This is a genomic window from Erythrobacter sp. SN6-5, from assembly GCF_057364945.1.
The window spans coordinates 3,020,356-3,038,066 of record NZ_CP200282.1 but is presented as its reverse complement, the minus strand read 5'-3'; the positions used below and the strand labels follow the sequence as shown (position 1 = coordinate 3,038,066).

Here is a 17,711-nt window from a genome sequence, read left to right as displayed (position 1 = left end):
CGCGTGGGGGCGCATCTCACACTCCGAAATGAACAGACTTGAGCCATTCCCACCAATGGCTCTGGCGTGGTCCGTTGCGGCTACGGAAAGCGCTCTCTTGCCACCCGGCTTGAGGGCGTTTTCATTTGTGGCGGCATAATCTTCCGATTGGTCGCAGAAATGCCGAGTGGAAGGCGAAAATTAACCAAGATCAGCCATGGGGTGAAGATGCGCATATTCAGCCCTTCACCTGTCAAAAGCCGCTTGGCCAGTATCCTGATGCTGCTGCCTGGCGTGTTGGTGCTGTCGGCATGTGCCGGAGAGGTCGAGCCAACAGAGAGCCCGGCGATGCCAGATCCGCTGATTTCCCGCGCACTCAATGATCCACTGATGGTTGATCCAGACCTTGCTTATCGTAATCAGGCTGCGGCTGCACTCTCAACCGGCGCGGATCATGCTCTGCCAGTGCTGTCTGGCAATGCGGCGAAGGCGCGGCGAGTCCGCGATGAAATGCGGCTTGCATTGCTCGAAGATGGCACGATCCTTGACTTGCCAGATCTCGGACGAAGACACGGAAGGCCTCTCGCTGTCAGGCATTGGCAGCGCAGAACAAATGGCGTTGACCCACGGCGTTCCTGAAGATTGCGCGAAGCAATTGCGCGCAGGCTTTATCTGGGCGGCCCGATTGGATGATGCGGCTAACCTCATGCCATTTGGTCATGTCCGTGCGGCGGCCGGGGCGCAGCGGGGAAAATGCTCTATCCGCGCGGTTTCTTACCTAACGGCAGCCGAGGGCGAAGATGCACTACAATATCACTACAATCTGGCGCGGCGTGCGGAAATGGAAACAAAGGTGTTTGCAGAGCCCGAACTGGCGCTAACCGCCGCTTCGGACGGTGCGCGCCTCGCGGTGAATATTCGCAATGGTAATGACGCGATGCGAGTCGTCGACCTGATCTATTGGAAAACGCCGCAATAGCAGCGCCTACCGCAGGCTCTTTGCGCTAATCCTTAAGCCCGATGGCGACATTGGCGCGCGGCTGCTCCATTTCTGTGCTCGCCACCGGATAGGCGCAATAATCCGCCGCATAAAATGCCGCTGGGCGGTGGTTGCCGGACAGGCCAATCCCGCCAAATGGCTGAGACGATGAAGCGCCGTTGGTCGGGCGGTTCCAATTGATAATCCCAGCCCGGACATTGGCCCAGAATCGGCCAAAATCATCTGGACTGCCGCCAATCAGAGATGCTGATAAGCCAAAGCGGGTGTTGTTTGCCTCCGCAATGGCGAGATCAAGATCTGGCACTTTGATCACTTGCAATATCGGGCCAAACATCTCGATATCCGGACGGTCCTCGACCTCGGTCGTGTCGATAATGCCCGGGGTCAGGAAAGGCTTCTTCGCGTCCGGACGCTTTAAATGCGCGAGCGGTATGCCGCCCTGCGTGACCAACGCCAAAAAGCCTCGGTTCAGCTTATCTGCGATATCGTTGTCGATCACGCAGCCCATGAAAGGCTGTGGATCAGCGAACGGCTCATCAACGATCAGCTTGCGGGTGAGCTTCAGCAGCTCCTCCATCATTGGATCGTACATGCTCTCGGTAATAATCAGCCGCCGCGCCGCCGTGCACCTTTGCCCAGCGGTGGTGAAGGCGCTTTGCACGATCAGCGAGGCTGCATCTGTAAGCAGCGGCGTATCGGCGACAACCAGAGGATTATTGCCGCCCATTTCCAACGCGACAATTTTGCCAGGGTTGGATGCGAGGCGACGATTGATCGCAATTCCAACCTGCGCAGAGCCGGTGAACAGCACGCCGTCCACGCCGCCGTGGCCAACCAATGCTTTGCCTTCATCTGGCCCACCGACAACCATTTGTAGCACGTCCTCTGGAACGCCCGCAGCATGGAAGCAGTCGACCAAGGCTTGGCCAACAGCGGGGGTTTTTTCCGAAGGTTTGAATATGATCACATTGCCTGCGATCAGGGCGGGCACGATATGGCCATTGGGCAAATGTGCCGGGAAATTATACGGGCCCAGCACGGTCATCACGCCGTGGGGCTTGTGCCGAACGGCAGAGGTGCCTTGCAGCGCGCTGTCCAAGCGCTTGCGCCCTGTGCGCTCGCTATAGGCATTGGCCGAAATCTCGACCTTGTTCATTACCGCATCAACTTCGGTGCGCGCTTCCCACATGGGTTTGCCGGTTTCTTTGGCGATCAGGGTCGCCATGTCATCGGCGCGGGTCCGCATTTCGTTTACGAAGCGGCGCATGGTCTCAATTCGCACGGCTAGCGGTGTTGCCGCCCATTCCGGCCATGCTCGCCTCGCGCGGCTTACCGCCTCATCAACGTCACTCGCTGCGCCGCTCCAGATTTCCTCGCCCGTGGCCAGCGCATATGATGTGTAGGTGCTGTCAGTCACAGTGTAGACTTTTACTCACGTCCAGATTTTACTTTATCGCACCATGTCAGGCTTTTCACATGCCCTTTCACACTGCGATACCCTGGCTTCCCCAAGCTCGTGACGTCAGTTAATTGCAATACACACGAAAAGATAGGGGGCAGGCGCATTTCAAGCACAGTACCGTTAGTCGAAGACAGGTGAAACTCATCAAAGCACAGACCTTAGGGGCAATGCGCATCGGGTAATCATGAATTTATAGTGGCTTGGTAGCGACCGCGAAAACGTTGCAAATTGTTACTGGCTAGTACGTACCGTGGCGCTTCACCGTGGGCGCTGCCTATCTCGCGCAGCGCCGCAACTTTGGCGTGGAATGGCCCCCAATCGTCACCTTCGTCGATCGCCGCCCAAATGGCTTCAACATCATCCACCAGCATGGTCTGCGCAGCCTCGCCTTGCCAATAGGAATGGCCGCTGCCGGTTGGTTGATAGCCCGCAAACGCCTCGGCCAATTCGCCGTCGGCTCCGCGTCCGCCGCGGTGCGCAAAGAAGAACGCGTCAGGCTGTGCGTTCTGCTCGCGCATTGCCTTCTCGCATGCCGCGATAAGTTGAGTGTCGGTCTCCGTCCCGCGTGGCTCAACGCCTAAGCGCCAGCACCAGCGGCGCGCGACCGCTTCCATATAGAGCTCGCCATAGCGATTGAGCGCCGCGATCAGCGGCTCACTTTCCGCGACCAGCCGCAAGGCAACCGCCAATTGCCCGCAATTCCAATGTAAGGCCTCTGGCTGGCGGCCAAAGGCATAGAGCCCTCCTTGGTCGAAATAGGCCGCTGTGAAGCTCGGATCCCATGTTGGCAGCCAGCGCCATGGGCCATAGTCAAAGCTCTCGCCCGTCACATTCATATTGTCGGTGTTGAGCACACCATGCACGAAGCCTGCGACCATATAGCTCGCGGCCAAATCCGCCATCCGCTCGACCACCTGGTGCATTAAGATGATCGCTGGCTCATCGCGTCCGGGCGCATCATCCGGCGGCATTGGCCCGGGGAAGTGATCTAGGCAATAGCTGATAAGAGCCTGCATTTGCTCGGGTTCTTCATGGGCAAGCAGTCGCTGAAACGTGCCGATGCGGATGTGTGAATGCGACAGCCGCACCATCACTGCAGAGCGAGCGGGTGAAGGTTCATCATCGCGCCAGAGCTGTTCGCCCGTCTCGATCACCGAGAAGGTCTTCGATGTGTTAACACCCAGCGCCTCTAGCATTTCGGTCGCCAGAACCTCGCGCACTGCACCTTTCAGCGTCAGCCGCCCATCGCCATTGCGGCTGTATGGGGTGGGGCCAGTGCCTTTGGTCCCCAGATCGAGCAGCTTAGCCATCGCCGCTGCGCATTTGCGCGGCCAAAAACCCGCGGCCATCGCCGATTTCAGGATTGTAGTTGCGAAACTGGTGCCCGTGATACTTCAGCGCAAGCGGCTGATCCAGGTTGCCCTTGAGCGGTTCAAACCGGGCGAAATGCGCAGTCCATTGATCCTCGCTCAGATCCGACAATCCAACCGCTGCCGCCCAGCGATCATTGCGAAAGCGCGTCTCTGTCTTGGGAAAGTCAGCGGGGCGCACCGGAGAGCCAAGCCAATCGGCCAGCGCGTCAATCGCAGGTTCGGGCCGATAATCGGCGGCTTGCGGTTCGGCTCTCATGCCGCGATAAGTGGGCGCAAGCGGCCAGCGGCGCAAGCGTCAGTTGGCAATAAAGACTGTATTTGAAGGATTAATGCCCGCTCATGGAGAGCCTTTATCAGGACCGCTACTGGACCAGCAGCGATGGTCTCACTCTGCATTACCGCGATTATGCTGGCCCTGATGGAGTTGGTAGCGACAACGCTCGCCCACCAATTGTGTGCATGCATGGCCTCACCCGTAATGCCCGCGATTTTGAGAGCTTGGCTGAGCATTTGGCCGCCACACACCGCGTGATCGTGCCGGAAATGCGCGGGCGGGGGATGAGCGATCATGCACCTGACTCCACCACTTACAGGCCCGTTACCTATGTCGCCGACGTGGAAAAGCTGCTGGATGAGGAGGGGATTGGGAGCTTCGTCGCCATCGGCACCTCCATGGGCGGGCTGATGACGATGATGATGGCTAGCAAAGGTGCCAGCCGGATTGCGGCTGCTTTGCTGAATGATATAGGGCCAGAGATTGATCCGACGGGTCTGGACCGGATCGGCGGTTATGTCGGACAGCAGCGCAGCTATCCCACATGGATGCACGCTGCGCGCTCGATGCAGAGCGTGCACAGCGCCGCCTTCCCCGACTATGACCTCGACCAATGGCTGGCGATGGCGAAGCGCACCATGGTGGTGAGCCAGAATGGACGGATCAGCTATGATTACGACATGGCGATTGCAGAGCCTTTCAGTGAGCCGGGCAATGCCGCCCCGGCTGATCTGTGGCCCGCCTTTGAGGCGTTAAGCGGTGCGCCGATGGCGCTGGTGCGCGGTGAATTGTCTGACCTGCTGTCGGTGGAGACGGTATCCAAAATGGCAGCCAAACACCCGGTGATGACCTCCGTCACGGTGCCGCGTGTGGGCCATGCGCCCACGCTGGACGAGCCAGAGGCACGGGCTGCGATTGATGCTCTGCTGGAGCAAATCGCATGAGTAAAAAAGCGATTAAAGGCAGCGATGTGCCGCGTATCCTTCATTGCCATTCAACATTTGCACCCGGCGGCAAAGAACTGCGCGCGGCTGGCCTGATGAATGCCTTTGGCGGCAAGTTGAGGCATTCGATTGTCTCAGGCATGCCGGGCCAGCTGGGCGCGAAGGACAACATCGCCAAAGACGTGGCTGTCGACTTTCCGAAAGATTTCCCATCGCTCACCGGCTGGCCATCGCCGTCGCGCTTGCAAAAGATAGCCCGCGCGATGCTGCCCTATGATCTTGTCCTGACCTACAATTGGGGGGCGATGGATGTGGTGATGGCGCGCACCGCGTTCAGCAATGCGTTCGATTTGCCGCCGCTGATCCACCACGAGGATGGCTTTAACGAGGATGAGGCGAAGGAGCTGAAGACGCGGCGCAATTGGTACCGGCGGATTGGCTTGGGCAAGGCGGCAGGGCTGGTCGTCCCTTCGCGCACGTTGGAGAAAATCGCAGTCGAAGTTTGGGACCAGCCTGCCTCTCGCATCGTCCGCATCCCGAACGGTGTGGACACCTTGGCTTTTGCTAAGACGCCGCGTGCCGACGCGCTGCGCGTGGTGAAGCACAAAGGCGAGCAATGGGTCGGAACGCTCGCTGGACTTCGCCCGGTCAAACAGCTGGCGATGCTGGTTGAAGCGTTTTCCGGCCTGCCCGAAAACTGGCAACTGGTGATCTTAGGCGAGGGGCCAGACAAAGACGCGATCCGCGTCGCCGCAGATAAGTTAGAGATCAGCCACCGCGTGCACCTGCCCGGAAAGGTGGCCGATCCGGCAAGCGCAGTCGGGTTGTTCGATATCTTCGCGCTATCCTCCAAGAGCGAGCAATTTCCATTGTCAGTGGTGGAGGCTATGGCCGCAGGAGTGCCCGTTGCTGCGCCCAATGTTGGCGATATTCGCAGCATTGTGAGCGAGGCCAATCATCCCTTTATCTGCATGCCGGGTAACGCGACTGCGCTCGGCCATATGCTCAAAGAACTGGCCGAAAATCCCGAATTGCGCAGCGAAATTGGCGAGGCAAACCGCAAGAAGGCGCTCGTTCAGTTTGACCGGACACGCATGATCGAAAGCTACCGCGCGCTCTATTCCAGCGCGATGGGGCGCGAGATTTAGACATTGAGAATCTCATTCGCTTAACCTGCGGTTCAACTCCAATCCGCTCAACTATGGGGACAGGCTGCAACGGCCATTGCGGTTGCCGCAATGCGCCCCTAAAAGCGCGGGCAGCATTAAGAACCAACGCATTTTGGAAAGGGCCCCCGTGGCGCTGAACCCTACTGACGGAAAATCTTCCAAAGACGATAAGGCAGCAAAGAAGGCGGCAGAAGACGAAGTCATTCTGCGCGAAATCGATGAAGCCGTTCGCAAGGATGATTTGGAGCAATTCGGCAAGAAATATGGCACCGTTCTGATCGGCGGTGTGACTGCGATTTTGCTCGCCTTTGGCGGCTATCTGTATTGGGATGGCCAGCAGGAAAAGGCGCGCGAAGAGCAATCAGAATTGCTGACTAGGGCGCTGGATCAGGCTGAAGCTGGAGAATTCGCTGCGGCAAGCGAAGTGGCATCGGAGCTGCCCGCTGATAGCGGCGCCGGTGCGCAGGCAAGCGCGCTGATGCTGCAAGCAAGCGCGGCATTGGAGCAAGGCGAGACTGCCAAAGCGGTTGAGCTGTTCGGTCAATTGGCCGGTGACGCAGACGCGCCGCCTGCTTTGCGCGATCTTGCCACCATTCGCGAGGTCGCGAGCAATTTTGACGAGCGTGAGCTGAGCTGATGTTATCGCCAAGCTCAGCGATTTGGCGGTGCCCGGCAATGCATTTTTTGGCAGTGCAGGTGAGCTGACTGCAATGGCACATATGAAGGCCGGCAATGATGCGGCCGTCGGCGCGATGTTCGCGGCGATTGCCAAGCAAGAAGGCGTGCCGGAAACACTGCAAGCCCGCGCCCGGCAAATGGCCGGTCTGCTGGGTGTGGACGCAATCGAAGATCCAGAAGAACTGCTCGTAGAAGAAGGCGTTTTGGATGCCGACGGAGCCCCAGTGGGCGCGCCTGCTGGCGCACCAACGGGGCCGTAAAGCGAATTGCAATAGGGTTGCAAACCTGGGGATACAGCGCGCGGATTTTCGCGGCACAAATGGTCTGATTGGACGAATGATGACGACGGTTAAACATACAACACGCATGGCTCTTTTTGGCGGCGCAATGGCTGCTGTACTGAGCGGTTGCGGCGGCGGCCTGTTTGGCGGCGGCGAAACAAAGGCGACCCCAACTATTGGTGCGCGCACTCCAATCCTTTCGCGGATTGAAAGCGGGGCGAGCGTTGATCCGACCTTGGCTCAAGTGACCGTGGTGCTGCCTCCGGCGCAGACGAACACCGAATGGGCGCAAGTTGGCGGCTCTGCAGCGAAATCATACGGGCACCTCACCTTGTCTGACACGCCGACGAAGGCCTGGACTGCGAAGATTGCTGGCGCAACCGACCGAGTGCGTCTCGCCGCAACCCCGGTTGTTGGCGGCGGCTCGCTGTTCGCGGTTGGTTCTGACGGAGCGATCCACAGCTTTGATGCGAAGACCGGCGCTCAGCGTTGGGAAGTCGCGCCATCGATGGAAGACAATCTGCGCTCTGCCGCCTTTGGCGGCGGCGTCAGCTACGCTGGTGACCGGGTCTATGCGACCAATGGCACCGGCGATGTAAAGGCACTGAATGCCGATACCGGCGAAGAGATTTGGAGCGTCAAACCCTCCGGCCCGCTGCGCGGTTCGCCAACGATTGCCTTCGGCCAAGTCTATGTGATGACGCAGGACAACCAGGTGATCGCGCTTGATGCGAATTCCGGCGAGCTGCTGTGGAACGATTCGGGATCGGCAACGCAAGCCGGCGTGTTCGGCGTGGCGGCCCCTGCGGCTGGCCAAGGCACCGTGATCGCTGGCTATTCCAGCGGTGAATTGTCAGCCTATCGTTATGAGAATGGCCGCACTTTGTGGTCCGATGCGCTGTCGCGCACCAATATCTCGACCCAGGTTGGCTCGCTGACCGATATTGACGCCGATCCAATCATCGATTCAGGCCGCGTATATGCACTTGGCCAAGGCGGCCGGATGGCCGCGTATGAGCTGGTCACCGGACAGCGGATTTGGGAACTGAACCTGGCCGGTATTTCCACTCCGGCGATTGCGGGCGAGTGGATCTTCACATTGACCGATGACGCGCGCCTCCTCGCGATTGCGCGCTCAACTGGGCGCGTGCGATGGATCACCCAGCTGCAAAGCTTCCGCAATGAGGAAAAGAAGAAAGATGCGATCTTTTGGACCGGCCCGGTTTTGGCTGCAGCGGTCAATTGTGGGTCGCAAGCTCTCGCGGTGCACTTTACCGGGTCAGCAGCGGTGAGGGCTCAGCTCAGACTTTTGCGGAGCTCAAAGACCCAGTCAGCCTGCCGCCTATCGTAGCCGATAACATGCTGTATTTGCTTGATGACAGTGGCACAATCCACGCCTGGCGGTAAGCGGCAACGTCGCACACCAGCGGCAAGCAAATTAACCATTTGAGGCGCGCTGTTCCTGTCCGGGACGGCGCGCTCAATCTATCGAAGCTGTTAACCCATTCGCGCTAGGGCCGAAGCTCTATGAGTGCGACCACACGCAATACTGGCGATAGTGCCATGACACAGGCTAAAGTTTTGCCTGCCAGCGACGTGTCCGCTGGCGTGGGGCTGGCCGGTCTGCTGGGCCTGTTCGTATGGCTGCTGTTTTGCCGCACTTACCCAATTACAGCCGAATTTCTCGACCTTCCCGGTCAGCGCGATGTGTTGTCTGGTCCCTATGCTGCGCTGACTGCCATGCTGTTCACCGCCGGACCAATGGCGATTTGGTCAATCTTGGTTGATCGCGTGCATTTGCGCCCTTCGACCGGGCTTGATTGGGCGAGCAAACGTTCGGTGGCCGACGTTATTGATGTTTCGGTTGTTAAAATCGCCGGGCTGTGGGCAACCTGGGCCATTATCGGCGGTCTGTATTGCCTCGCTCGGTGGTATTGGAGCGGCCAATATCTCTTTGCGATGGAGGTGCTGGCATTCGCTGCAATCCCCCTGTTTGTGCTGTCTGTGCCCTATGTGATCTGGCTGGATCGCTACATGGTCAATCCGCGTGACGGCGCGTGGCATTTTGGAGCAATGCTGATCGGGCGTGAGGCGTCTGACCTTGAGCAGGTTAAAAAGCACTGGCGTGCGTGGGTCATCAAAGGGTTCTTTGGGGCCTTTATGATCTCCATTCTGCCGGGCGGCTGGGCACAGATTGTTGAGGCAGATCTTGCCGCGATTGTCAGCAATCCGGTGGAGCTGGGCCTAATCCTGATCGCCCTGCTGTTTGTGATCGACGTGCAGATTGGCACGGTTGGCTATCTCTTCACCATGCGGCCGCTGGATGCGCATATCCGCTCTGGCAATCCGTTTCTGGCGGGCTGGCTGGCGGCATTGATCTGCTATCCGCCGTTTGTGTGGGGCATCATCGGCAATGGCCAGGTGCTCAGCTATGAACACAATGTCGCAGGTTGGGGGCATTGGTTCGATGGCAATTCGGCAATGCTGTGGGCTTGGGCAGTATGGCTGGTCTTCCTTACCGGAATCTACGCCTGGGCGACGGTCGCGTTTGGCATTCGCTTTTCCAATCTGACCTATCGCGGCGTGCTGACCAATGGGCCGTATCGTTTTACCCGGCATCCGGCGTATCTCAGCAAGAACCTTTTCTGGTGGTGCTCTGTCATGCCGTTTCTGGTCACCAATGGATCGATGACCGATGCGATCCGCAACACGTTCTTCCTGCTGGCGGTGAACGCGATCTATTATTGGCGTGCACGCACGGAGGAGGCGCATCTGCTGGCCGAAGATCCGAAATACCGTGAATATTACGATTGGATGGAAGAGCACGGGGTCATCACCTCGCGCCTTGCAAAGCTGAAACGTTTTGCTCTTCGCCGTGGTCGGCGCGATGTTAGCGATGCTGTCGCGGAACCCGCAGAGTAGCCACTAAATCAGTGAACTGCCCTCGTCAGACTGGTATTTGACCACCTCGCTGACTTTCACGTCGAGCGACGCAATTGCAGCCTGAAACTCGGCCATATGCGGGGTCTGAAAATGGGCAGTGAGCGCGGCGTCATCTTGCCATTTTTCAACGATGTGCATCACGCTGGGATCGAGGATGTCGAGCGCATAGGAATATTCGATGCAGCCTTCCTCTGCGTTGGAGGCCGTTACCATTGCTGCAAGGGCATCGCGCGCGGCATCAATCGCGCCGTTTCCGACTGTGGCTTTACCGATGACGATCAGCATGATGAATTCCTTAGTTGAGGGATAGCGTTAGAAGCTGTGTTCGTAGACGCGGGTGATGTCGCCGTTCCACTCGCCGTGATACAGATCGAGCAGGCGCTGGGCTGGCACTTTCCCACTGGCGACGATTTCATCGAGTGTTTCGAGGAAGCCGGTTTCATTGTCGCCGCTGGAATTGAGCGCCGCGCGGGATTTGAGGCCCTGCCGGGCAATCGCCAGAACATCGCGGCCCAGATCCTGCATCGTTCCTTTTCCGCCAGGCAGCGGGGTGTCGAGCGCCAATTTTGGTGCACCATCACGCAGAGCTGCGCGCTCTTCCATCGACCAGTCTTTGACCAGATCCCATGCAGCATCCAGCGCTCCTTGATCGTACAGCAAGCCGACCCAAAACGCGGGCAGGGCGCAAATACGGCTCCATGGGCCGCCATCTGCGCCGCGCATTTCAAGGAAGCTCTTCAGGCGCACTTCTGGGAATGCGGTGGAGAGATGGTCCCACCAATCGCTTTGCGTCGGGCGCTCACCGGGCAGCGCCAGCAGTTTACCGTCTAGAAAATCGCGGAAGGACTGGCCCGCCGCATCGATATATTGGCCGTCGCGGAACACGAAATACATCGGCACATCGAGCATATATTCCGCCCAGCGCTCATAGCCAAAGCCGTCCTCAAACACGAATGGCAGCATGCCGGTGCGATGCGGATCGGTATCGGACCAGATATGGCTGCGATAGGACAGGTATCCGTTAGGTTTGCCCTCGGTGAATGGCGAGTTTGCAAACAGCGCCGTCGCCAACGGTTGCAACGCCAGACCGGTGCGGAATTTCTGCGCCATATCCGCCTCTGACGAATAGTCGAGATTGACTTGAATGGTGCAGGTTCTCAGCATCATATCGAGGCCAAGATTGCCGACTTTCGGCATGTGCCGCATCATGATGCCATAGCGGCCCTTAGGCATCACGGGCAGTTCCTCGCGGGTCTTATCCGCCCACATGCCAAGGCCGAGGAACCCAACGCCGCAGCGCTCGCCCACTTCCTTAACTTGCTCTAGGTGACGGCCCGTTTCCGTGCAGGTCTGGTGCAGATTGCTCAGCGGTGCGCCTGATAATTCCAGCTGTCCAGCAGGCTCCAGGCTGACTGCGCCATCTTCGCCTTTCAGCGCGATGACATTGCCATTTTCCTCAACCGGTTCCCAGCCGAACTCCCGCATATTCATCAGCATGTCACGGATGCCGCAGGGTTCATCATAGGACGGCGCGCGGAAATCGTCGCGCTTGAAGACCAGTTTCTCGTGCTCGGTGCCGATCCGCCAATCGTTTTTTGGCTTCTCCCCTCCAAGCATTGGGGCAACCAATTGGTCGATGGATTCGATGATGGGGTCGTGTTCCCCACTGGCCTCGCGCGTGCTCATGCGAGTTGCCTTAGAAAACCCGATTGCCGCTGGGAAGATAAAATTGAGTTTTGTGCAAGCAAGTCATTCTACATCGTTCCAGTCACCGGCCTCCGCCATCCACACTGATAGCGCTGCGATTGCGGCGGTTTCTCCTCGCAAAATGCGCGGGCCTAGACTGATCGCTTTGGCCTGTGGGTGGGTGCGAATGGTCTCGCGCTCGGTATCGTCAAACCCGCCTTCTGGACCGATTAGGATGGCGGCTGGCCCCTCGGTGTAGACGAAGGCATCGGCCGCCAATTCACCGCCCATTTCATCGGCAAAGAACAGCGCGCGATCCGATGGCCAATCGCGCAGCATCGGCTCCAGTTTCATCGGTGCGTATAATTCGGGCAGGGCGGTGCGAGCGCATTGTTCCGCCGCCTCAATCGTGAGTGTCCTCGCCCGGTCCAGGTTTAGCTTATCTGCGACGCAGCGACGCGTAATAACCGGCTGGATCCGCGCCGCGCCCAGCTCTGTCGCTTTCTCCAGCACCATGTCGAAACGGTCTTTCTTCAGCAGCGCCGGGCACAGCCAGAGATCTGGCACGTCCTCACGCTCGCTCAGCTGCTCGGCCACTTCCAGTGTAACATCGCGTTTGCCAGCATTTACGACTCGTGCGGCCCATTCACCGGTCACATTGTCGCACAGGATCACCGCCTCGCCTGCGGCCACACGCATGACCCGGGCGAGGTAGTGGCCCTGATTGCCATCCAGCCTTAACATCGCTCCGACGGAAAGCGTGTCCTCCACGAACAGGCGCGGCGCGCTGCGCGGTGGCCAAGCGGGGGTTTTCGGATCATGTGTTGATGCCATAATCAGCGCATTAGACGAGCGGATGAAGGCCCGCTAGGGGGTGAGTATGACTGCAAGGACGACCCAATATCTTATCGGCGCTGTGTTCGCCGTACTGGGCGGTTGGGCGCTGCTCTTTCCCCAGTCTGTGATCGATCTGGCCGTGAGGTCCGAATTTCAAAGCGATGACTATTTGGCGACATTCGCCATGGCATGTTTCGGCGCGCAGGCCTGCCTGTTTGCATTGGTCGCTTTCACAGCCATTTTCACAAAGCGGACTTTCCTGGCGTATGGGATCGCGCTGCTGCCCTTCTTCGTGTTCAATTACTGGTTCTATTTCAAGGTGCCGCTGCTGACAGAGGTTGGTTTGGTCGATTTTGCGGGCAATTCCATCATGCTGGCGCTGTGTTGGCACGGGTGGAGAACGGCTGAAGCATGAGCGAGCAGATCGTCCCTGATAGCGAGCGCAATAGTATTTCGGGCAGCCTAATCGCCCGCATGCCGCAATTGCCGCGTGATCTGGCGCAGCTGGCGCGTTTTGACCGACCAATCGGTTGGTGGCTGTTATTCTGGCCGTGCGTGTTTGGCGTTTGGTTGGCCGGGGCGGGGGCGCAGTTTGCGCTGCTCGGATGGATGTTGCTCGGCGCGGTTGCGATGCGCGGCGCGGGCTGTGTCTACAACGATATTGTCGATGCCGATCTGGATAAGCAGGTTGAGCGTACGGCTCTGCGCCCGGTGGCGAGTGGCCGCATTTCAAAAAGGGCAGCGTGGGCCTGGCTGATCGCGCTGTGTCTGGTTGGGCTTGTAGTGCTGCTTCAACTGAGGTTTGAGGCGCAAATGGTGGCCTTGGCCAGCCTTGCTTTGGTCGCGGCCTATCCATTTATGAAGCGGATTACATGGTGGCCGCAGGCGTGGCTGGGCATGGTGTTTACCTGGGGTTTGCTGGTTGGTTGGGTCAACCTGCGCTTTGACAATTGGGACATGCTGGCCGCCGTCTATGCGGGGTGCATCGCTTGGGTGATCGGGTTCGATACGATCTATGCCTTGCAAGACCGGGAGGACGATGCGCTTGTCGGCATCCGCTCGTCCGCGCTGCGCATGGGTGCAAGGGTTAGGGGCGGGGTCGCAGGATTTTACGCTGCTACCATCGTGCTGTGGGCGCTCGGGTTCTGGCTGTACCGACCCGACTGGATTGCCCTGCTCGCCCTGTTGCCTGTCGCGCTCCATCTGTTGTGGCAGGTCTCCACCCTTGATCCCAATGATCCCGACAATCCGCTGGCCCGGTTTCGCTCCAATCGCTGGGCTGGCGCTCTGATGGCGGCGGCTTGCTTTGTGGTCGGCAATGCCTGAGGCGCGTACGTAATGTGCAACCTCTACCGTATGACTAAGCCCAAGGATGAGCTCGCCGATTGGTTCGTCGCAATCGAAGCTTTGGGCGGCGCGAACTTTGTCAGCGAAGTCTATCCCGGATATCCAGGTGCGGTGGTGGCTGAGGGGAAGCTCACCCAAATGAGCTGGGGTTTTCCATTGGTGATGAAGGGCAAGAGCGGCCAGCCGTTAAAGCCCAAGCCGGTGAACAATGCCCGCCAAGATAAGCTCAAAAGCAGTTTTTGGCGGGCATCGTTTGAAGAGCGCCGCTGTCTTATCCCGGTCACGGCGTGGGCGGAGGCACAAGGGGCCAAAGGGGCGATGACGCGCACGTGGATGTCTCTGCCCAATAGCGAGCTGTTCGCCTGTGCGGGCCTGTGGCGGCCCAGCGATCAGTGGGGCAATTGCTACTCCATGGTGATGACCGACAGCGCCGGACCCGCCGCAGCGGTGCACAGCCGAATGCCTGTGTTGCTGAGGCCCGAAGACTACACTGTCTGGCTGTCCGGTTCTCCGGCGGAGGCTTTTGACCTTTGCCGGGCTTGGAATGGGGCGATTACTATCGACCACACGGATGAGAGCTGGACTCGGAAGGTGGGCGGCGGGGGCGCTGTATCTAGGCCCACACAATCGAGCCTGTTCTGACGGTTGGACGGCGGGCCAAACATCGGTTCGCACAGCATTGGCTCGTTCATGACGCAGCCTCCGCTGCATAGCTGACCACTTCAAACTCGATCCCGTCCCAGTCGAAAAAATAGAACCTTTTTCCAGGCTCATAATCATCATGGCCAAAGGGTTTGAGGCCAACATCCACGACCACTTTCTCCGCTGCATCCAGATCATCCACCATCAGGCCAACATGATTTAATGGTTGCCCCTTGGAGTAATCGCCGGTCACATGATCGCCGGTGTAAAGCGCCAGATAGGTCTGGCCATTTTCGGGGTCGCCAACGTGGATTGTGCGGCCATATTTTTGGCTGGGGCCGCGCCAGCGCTCGCGCCAACCGAGCAATTGCTTGAACAGATCGGCGCTGCGTTCGGGATCAGTCACCGAGATATTGGCGTGTTCAATTTGTCCTTTTGGCATGAATGCCTCCTATTGATATGGGCGTATGCGGCCGTGGTTTTTGCGGGTGATGGGGGTGCCGACTGCGCCAATGCAGCGACATCCGAATCACTGAACTTCACAATTCTGCAACCTCAAGCTAAGTTGAGGTCAAGATATTTTGAGAAGGGTTGAATATGACCGGTCAAACAAGCGCCAAGGCGCTGCGCAAAAGCGATCTGATCCCAATCGGCGAGATGGCGCGCCGCACAGGCCTGTCGGTGTCAGCGATCCGGTTTTATGAGGAGCGAGGGCTGGTGGAGCCGATCCGGACCAGCGGCAATCAGCGCCGCTTCCTACGCTCTGACATTCGCCGCCTGAGCTTCATTCTGATCGCTCAGCAATTGGGCCTGGCGTTAGGGGACATTGAGCATCAGCTTGCAAAATTGCCGATGGGCCGCACACCGAATGCGCGCGATTGGAATGCGATCAGTAAGTCCATTCGCGCTGAGCTGGATGCCAAGATCGCTCAGCTAGAGCGGACGCGCGATACGCTGGATGGCTGTATTGGCTGCGGGTGCCTTAGCTTGAAAAAATGCGAGCTCTACAATCGCGGTGATCACTTGGCCGCTAAGGGACCGGGGCCGCGTCAGGTGCTGGGTTAAGGTGGGTGGTCGGCTTACGATGGGAGTGCAGTTTCAATAACCATTTGCGTCCAACCATCTCTCAACTTGCGGCATGGGGCGGTATTCCATTTGCTCCCTTAGATTCCGACCATCGAAATACCGTCCAACAGGCGGTGCGCCTTCCATCAGATGTCGCAAGACGATTTCGTCCGTCCATGAAGACAGCGCTGGACTGTTCCCTTTTTTGTCAATGACGTCCGCTGTCGCCCCATGAGAGTATAGTAGATCGAGAAGGGGTAGATATTCGATATCGAATATCGCCGTTTCGCCGCTAATGTCTCGCTTATTCGGATCTGCACCGAGATCCAAAAGCGCCTTCGCGGTCTCGACCAGCCCCTCATCATCTCGATTGCAAAGATAGACGCTGGACAAGGCTGCCAATGCCGGTTGCCCCTCTTCACCGAGAGAGTCGATAGCCAACCCTTGGGCTGCAAATGCCCGAACCAATGAAGCGCTACAGCCAGCGGCTTTGTCTGCGAACATTGCTTCAAGACGGCGTTTATCAGAGCGCTCAACCCACGCATTTGTGGCTAGATATGTAAAGAGGTCCGCGCGCCCTCTTCCAATTGCCGCGACTAATAGCTCCTCACCTAGCAATACCTCCTCACCACTCCACGGATGGATAGTAGTCGCACTCAAGTCTGCGCCGCGATCAATAAACTCTAGTATTGTGCGATCATCTGCGTCTTCGAGAGCGCCCTCAAGAGCCAGACCGCGGGCAGCATCAGATTTGAAATCAAAGTTGTTCGCGTCAAACCATTCAACCAAGCCTTCCGCACCATCAACCCATCGCGCAGATCCGGCCGCTTGATCAACCGCTTCCTGAAGCTGGGTTACGACCATGGGCATCCCAACCTCTTCTCCAACGTAGTCAACAACAGTTTTTGAGGCGGTGCCGGTGTCGATTGTCAAAATGTATGCCGGATTATCCGTGATCTGGGCGCGATACTCATCATTCAGACTAAAGAACTCGGCTGCGCGAAACTGCTCCACCAGTTCCGCGACAACCCTCGGTTCAATCTTGTCGGTGTGGGTGCCTGATACCAAAATCCCGTCGCTGCCAGAGAAGGAACGGTGCACTTCAAATTCGCCAGGGAAGTTCTCCCCTCGTGTGCGGAATTCTACATTGCCCTGCGCGTCTATTGTAACTGTGTAGTCCGGGCAGCTTCCAAGACATGCTGTCCGCTGAAGAGTGATCTTTAGCTCGTCCTCAATAACGGCTGGGAATGGTTCAGCAGCTGCACTGCAACCAAAAAGAAGGATTAGCGACAGGATCGAAAAAACGAGCTTCAGCATCAAACTTCCCTTCAACTTCAGGCTAAGAGATGCCGAACGGGATTCCAATCAGATTTTCCGCTTTCCAAGCCCAAATGCGGCCTAAAACTCTGGCCCGAGGTCCGGGTCTAGATCGCGCGGGCGGGCGAAATGGACCAGCGTCGCGCAGTGCTTCTTCAGGTCTGACCAATCGTCAATCGCGCATTCGAGCACGGCATAGGTCGCGGTTGGAAATTTCACCGAGGCTTCTTTGAACAGGTCGTTCTCGCGCGCAGGAGAAACGAGGTCGAACAGCACTTCTTGCAGGCCGGGATTGTGTCCGGAGATGAGCACTTTGTCATGCGCACCGCCGTGTTCCTCGACCACTTCCAAAATGGTTTCAGAGCTGGCGAGATAGAGTCGGTCGTCAAACACGGGCTCCAGCGTGGGGAGTGAAACCTCAATCGTGCGTTTGACCCGCTCCGCTGGGCTGGCGATCAGGGCGTCCCATGCGATCCCGTGGCCCTTGATATGCGCACCGATCACACCTGCGCCCTTGCGCCCGCGATCATTGAGTGTGCGGTCAAAATCACGCTTGGCCATGTCGTCCCAATCAGACTTTGCATGGCGGAGTAGCCCGAGCAGTTTCATGGGTTCCTCTCAACACGGCAATCACGCCTGTGTAAAGCAATTGCGCGTCGCTGGTTGGCCTTGCCTCAGGAAATTCGTACTCGCATTCGTATGCGGGGCTTCAGC

General features: G+C 58.2%; 18 protein-coding genes and 2 pseudogenes. 12 read left to right on the top strand and 8 right to left on the bottom strand.

The window, feature by feature from the left end; translation table 11 throughout:
* The first annotated feature begins 207 nt into the window (after positions 1–207).
* Both AC0V6Z_RS15215 and AC0V6Z_RS15210 read left to right on the top strand, forming a co-directional pair.
* Positions 208–618, top strand: a complete 411-nt coding sequence (locus tag AC0V6Z_RS15215) for a hypothetical protein (protein WP_472639244.1) — start codon at positions 208–210, stop codon at positions 616–618.
* Positions 593–958 carry a hypothetical protein gene (locus tag AC0V6Z_RS15210; RefSeq protein ID WP_472639243.1) on the top strand — a complete coding sequence of 122 codons (366 nt, stop codon included), beginning with the start codon at positions 593–595 and terminating at the stop codon, positions 956–958. The genes AC0V6Z_RS15215 and AC0V6Z_RS15210 overlap by 26 nt, the downstream gene beginning before the upstream one ends.
* 25 nt (positions 959–983) lie before the next feature.
* Here AC0V6Z_RS15210 and astD read toward each other — a convergent pair whose 3' ends face one another.
* Positions 984–2,396 (bottom strand): succinylglutamate-semialdehyde dehydrogenase, encoded by a 1,413-nt coding sequence (gene astD / locus AC0V6Z_RS15205; protein WP_472639242.1) that lies wholly within the window; start codon positions 2,394–2,396, stop codon positions 984–986.
* A 227-nt stretch (positions 2,397–2,623) separates the two neighbouring features.
* Positions 2,624–4,070 (bottom strand): annotated as a pseudogene (locus AC0V6Z_RS15200) (protein adenylyltransferase SelO family protein).
* 83 nt (positions 4,071–4,153) lie between these two features.
* On the opposite strand from AC0V6Z_RS15200, the gene AC0V6Z_RS15195 reads away from it, so the two are divergent.
* The 6 genes and pseudogenes from AC0V6Z_RS15195 (at position 4,154) to AC0V6Z_RS15170 (ending at position 10,082) form a co-directional block, all read left to right on the top strand.
* Complete coding sequence (locus AC0V6Z_RS15195; protein WP_472639241.1) at positions 4,154–5,032, top strand: alpha/beta fold hydrolase; 879 nt, start codon at positions 4,154–4,156, stop codon at positions 5,030–5,032.
* Positions 5,029–6,180, top strand: a complete 1,152-nt coding sequence (locus AC0V6Z_RS15190; protein ID WP_472639240.1) for a glycosyltransferase — start codon at positions 5,029–5,031, stop codon at positions 6,178–6,180. Before AC0V6Z_RS15195 ends, AC0V6Z_RS15190 begins: the two co-directional genes overlap by 4 nt.
* A gap of 148 nt (positions 6,181–6,328) precedes the next feature.
* Positions 6,329–6,838: a tetratricopeptide repeat protein gene (locus tag AC0V6Z_RS15185; RefSeq protein ID WP_472639239.1), complete on the top strand. Its 510-nt coding sequence runs from the start codon at positions 6,329–6,331 to the stop codon at positions 6,836–6,838.
* 28 nt (positions 6,839–6,866) lie between these two features.
* The gene (locus AC0V6Z_RS15180) at positions 6,867–7,139 is read left to right on the top strand and encodes a hypothetical protein (RefSeq protein WP_472639238.1); all 273 of its coding nucleotides are present in this window, start codon (positions 6,867–6,869) and stop codon (positions 7,137–7,139) included.
* Between the two features lie 79 nt (positions 7,140–7,218).
* A pseudogene (locus tag AC0V6Z_RS15175) lies at positions 7,219–8,567 on the top strand (outer membrane protein assembly factor BamB family protein).
* A 156-nt stretch (positions 8,568–8,723) separates the two neighbouring features.
* Positions 8,724–10,082 (top strand): methyltransferase family protein, encoded by a 1,359-nt coding sequence (locus AC0V6Z_RS15170; protein WP_472639237.1) that lies wholly within the window; start codon positions 8,724–8,726, stop codon positions 10,080–10,082.
* A gap of 3 nt (positions 10,083–10,085) precedes the next feature.
* On the opposite strand, the gene AC0V6Z_RS15165 is transcribed toward AC0V6Z_RS15170, so the two are convergent.
* The 3 genes from AC0V6Z_RS15165 to AC0V6Z_RS15155 form a co-directional block, all read right to left on the bottom strand.
* Complete coding sequence (locus tag AC0V6Z_RS15165; RefSeq protein ID WP_472639236.1) at positions 10,086–10,388, bottom strand: putative quinol monooxygenase; 303 nt, start codon at positions 10,386–10,388, stop codon at positions 10,086–10,088.
* Between the two features lie 27 nt (positions 10,389–10,415).
* The gene (locus AC0V6Z_RS15160; protein WP_472639235.1) at positions 10,416–11,789 is read right to left on the bottom strand and encodes a glutamate--cysteine ligase; all 1,374 of its coding nucleotides are present in this window, start codon (positions 11,787–11,789) and stop codon (positions 10,416–10,418) included.
* Between the two features lie 63 nt (positions 11,790–11,852).
* Positions 11,853–12,623, bottom strand: coding sequence for a 16S rRNA (uracil(1498)-N(3))-methyltransferase (locus tag AC0V6Z_RS15155; protein WP_472639234.1), 771 nt, complete (start codon positions 12,621–12,623; stop codon positions 11,853–11,855).
* 46 nt (positions 12,624–12,669) lie between these two features.
* Here AC0V6Z_RS15155 and AC0V6Z_RS15150 point away from each other — a divergent pair, with 46 nt between their 5' ends.
* The 3 genes from AC0V6Z_RS15150 to AC0V6Z_RS15140 are packed head-to-tail and all read left to right on the top strand — an operon-like array spanning position 12,670 to position 14,615.
* Complete coding sequence (locus AC0V6Z_RS15150) at positions 12,670–13,041, top strand: hypothetical protein (RefSeq protein ID WP_472639233.1); 372 nt, start codon at positions 12,670–12,672, stop codon at positions 13,039–13,041.
* Entirely contained in the window at positions 13,038–13,952 is a 915-nt protein-coding gene (ubiA, locus tag AC0V6Z_RS15145) for a 4-hydroxybenzoate octaprenyltransferase (protein ID WP_472639232.1), read from the top strand. Before AC0V6Z_RS15150 ends, ubiA begins: the two co-directional genes overlap by 4 nt.
* 12 nt (positions 13,953–13,964) lie before the next feature.
* Positions 13,965–14,615, top strand: coding sequence for an SOS response-associated peptidase (locus AC0V6Z_RS15140; RefSeq protein ID WP_472639231.1), 651 nt, complete (start codon positions 13,965–13,967; stop codon positions 14,613–14,615).
* Between the two features lie 46 nt (positions 14,616–14,661).
* On the opposite strand, the gene AC0V6Z_RS15135 is transcribed toward AC0V6Z_RS15140, so the two are convergent.
* Positions 14,662–15,057: a VOC family protein gene (locus AC0V6Z_RS15135; protein ID WP_472639230.1), complete on the bottom strand. Its 396-nt coding sequence runs from the start codon at positions 15,055–15,057 to the stop codon at positions 14,662–14,664.
* Positions 15,058–15,212: 155 nt separating this feature from the next.
* On the opposite strand from AC0V6Z_RS15135, the gene soxR reads away from it, so the two are divergent.
* Complete coding sequence (soxR, locus tag AC0V6Z_RS15130) at positions 15,213–15,680, top strand: redox-sensitive transcriptional activator SoxR (RefSeq protein ID WP_472639229.1); 468 nt, start codon at positions 15,213–15,215, stop codon at positions 15,678–15,680.
* A 33-nt stretch (positions 15,681–15,713) separates the two neighbouring features.
* Here soxR and AC0V6Z_RS15125 read toward each other — a convergent pair whose 3' ends face one another.
* Positions 15,714–16,997 (bottom strand): DUF6438 domain-containing protein, encoded by a 1,284-nt coding sequence (locus tag AC0V6Z_RS15125; RefSeq protein ID WP_472639228.1) that lies wholly within the window; start codon positions 16,995–16,997, stop codon positions 15,714–15,716.
* Positions 16,998–17,078: 81 nt separating this feature from the next.
* Entirely contained in the window at positions 17,079–17,606 is a 528-nt protein-coding gene (locus AC0V6Z_RS15120; protein WP_472639227.1) for a SixA phosphatase family protein, read from the bottom strand.
* Between the last annotated feature and the right edge of the window lie 105 nt (positions 17,607–17,711).

What these genes read in the sequence shown, in the direction of transcription:
- AC0V6Z_RS15215 (WP_472639244.1), top strand. Translation starts at nt 208, where the DNA reads ATGCGCATATTCAGCCCTTCACCTGTCAAAAGCCGCTTGGCCAGTATC.
- AC0V6Z_RS15210 (WP_472639243.1), top strand. Translation starts at nt 593, where the DNA reads ATGGCGTTGACCCACGGCGTTCCTGAAGATTGCGCGAAGCAATTGCGC.
- AC0V6Z_RS15195 (WP_472639241.1), top strand. Translation starts at nt 4,154, where the DNA reads ATGGAGAGCCTTTATCAGGACCGCTACTGGACCAGCAGCGATGGTCTC.
- AC0V6Z_RS15190 (WP_472639240.1), top strand. Translation starts at nt 5,029, where the DNA reads ATGAGTAAAAAAGCGATTAAAGGCAGCGATGTGCCGCGTATCCTTCAT.
- AC0V6Z_RS15170 (WP_472639237.1), top strand. Translation starts at nt 8,724, where the DNA reads ATGACACAGGCTAAAGTTTTGCCTGCCAGCGACGTGTCCGCTGGCGTG.
- AC0V6Z_RS15165 (WP_472639236.1), bottom strand. Translation starts at nt 10,388, where the DNA reads ATGCTGATCGTCATCGGTAAAGCCACAGTCGGAAACGGCGCGATTGAT.
- AC0V6Z_RS15160 (WP_472639235.1), bottom strand. Translation starts at nt 11,789, where the DNA reads ATGAGCACGCGCGAGGCCAGTGGGGAACACGACCCCATCATCGAATCC.
- AC0V6Z_RS15155 (WP_472639234.1), bottom strand. Translation starts at nt 12,623, where the DNA reads ATGGCATCAACACATGATCCGAAAACCCCCGCTTGGCCACCGCGCAGC.
- AC0V6Z_RS15150 (WP_472639233.1), top strand. Translation starts at nt 12,670, where the DNA reads ATGACTGCAAGGACGACCCAATATCTTATCGGCGCTGTGTTCGCCGTA.
- ubiA (WP_472639232.1), top strand. Translation starts at nt 13,038, where the DNA reads ATGAGCGAGCAGATCGTCCCTGATAGCGAGCGCAATAGTATTTCGGGC.
- AC0V6Z_RS15140 (WP_472639231.1), top strand. Translation starts at nt 13,965, where the DNA reads ATGTGCAACCTCTACCGTATGACTAAGCCCAAGGATGAGCTCGCCGAT.
- AC0V6Z_RS15135 (WP_472639230.1), bottom strand. Translation starts at nt 15,057, where the DNA reads ATGCCAAAAGGACAAATTGAACACGCCAATATCTCGGTGACTGATCCC.
- soxR (WP_472639229.1), top strand. Translation starts at nt 15,213, where the DNA reads ATGACCGGTCAAACAAGCGCCAAGGCGCTGCGCAAAAGCGATCTGATC.
- AC0V6Z_RS15125 (WP_472639228.1), bottom strand. Translation starts at nt 16,997, where the DNA reads ATGCTGAAGCTCGTTTTTTCGATCCTGTCGCTAATCCTTCTTTTTGGT.
- AC0V6Z_RS15120 (WP_472639227.1), bottom strand. Translation starts at nt 17,606, where the DNA reads ATGAAACTGCTCGGGCTACTCCGCCATGCAAAGTCTGATTGGGACGAC.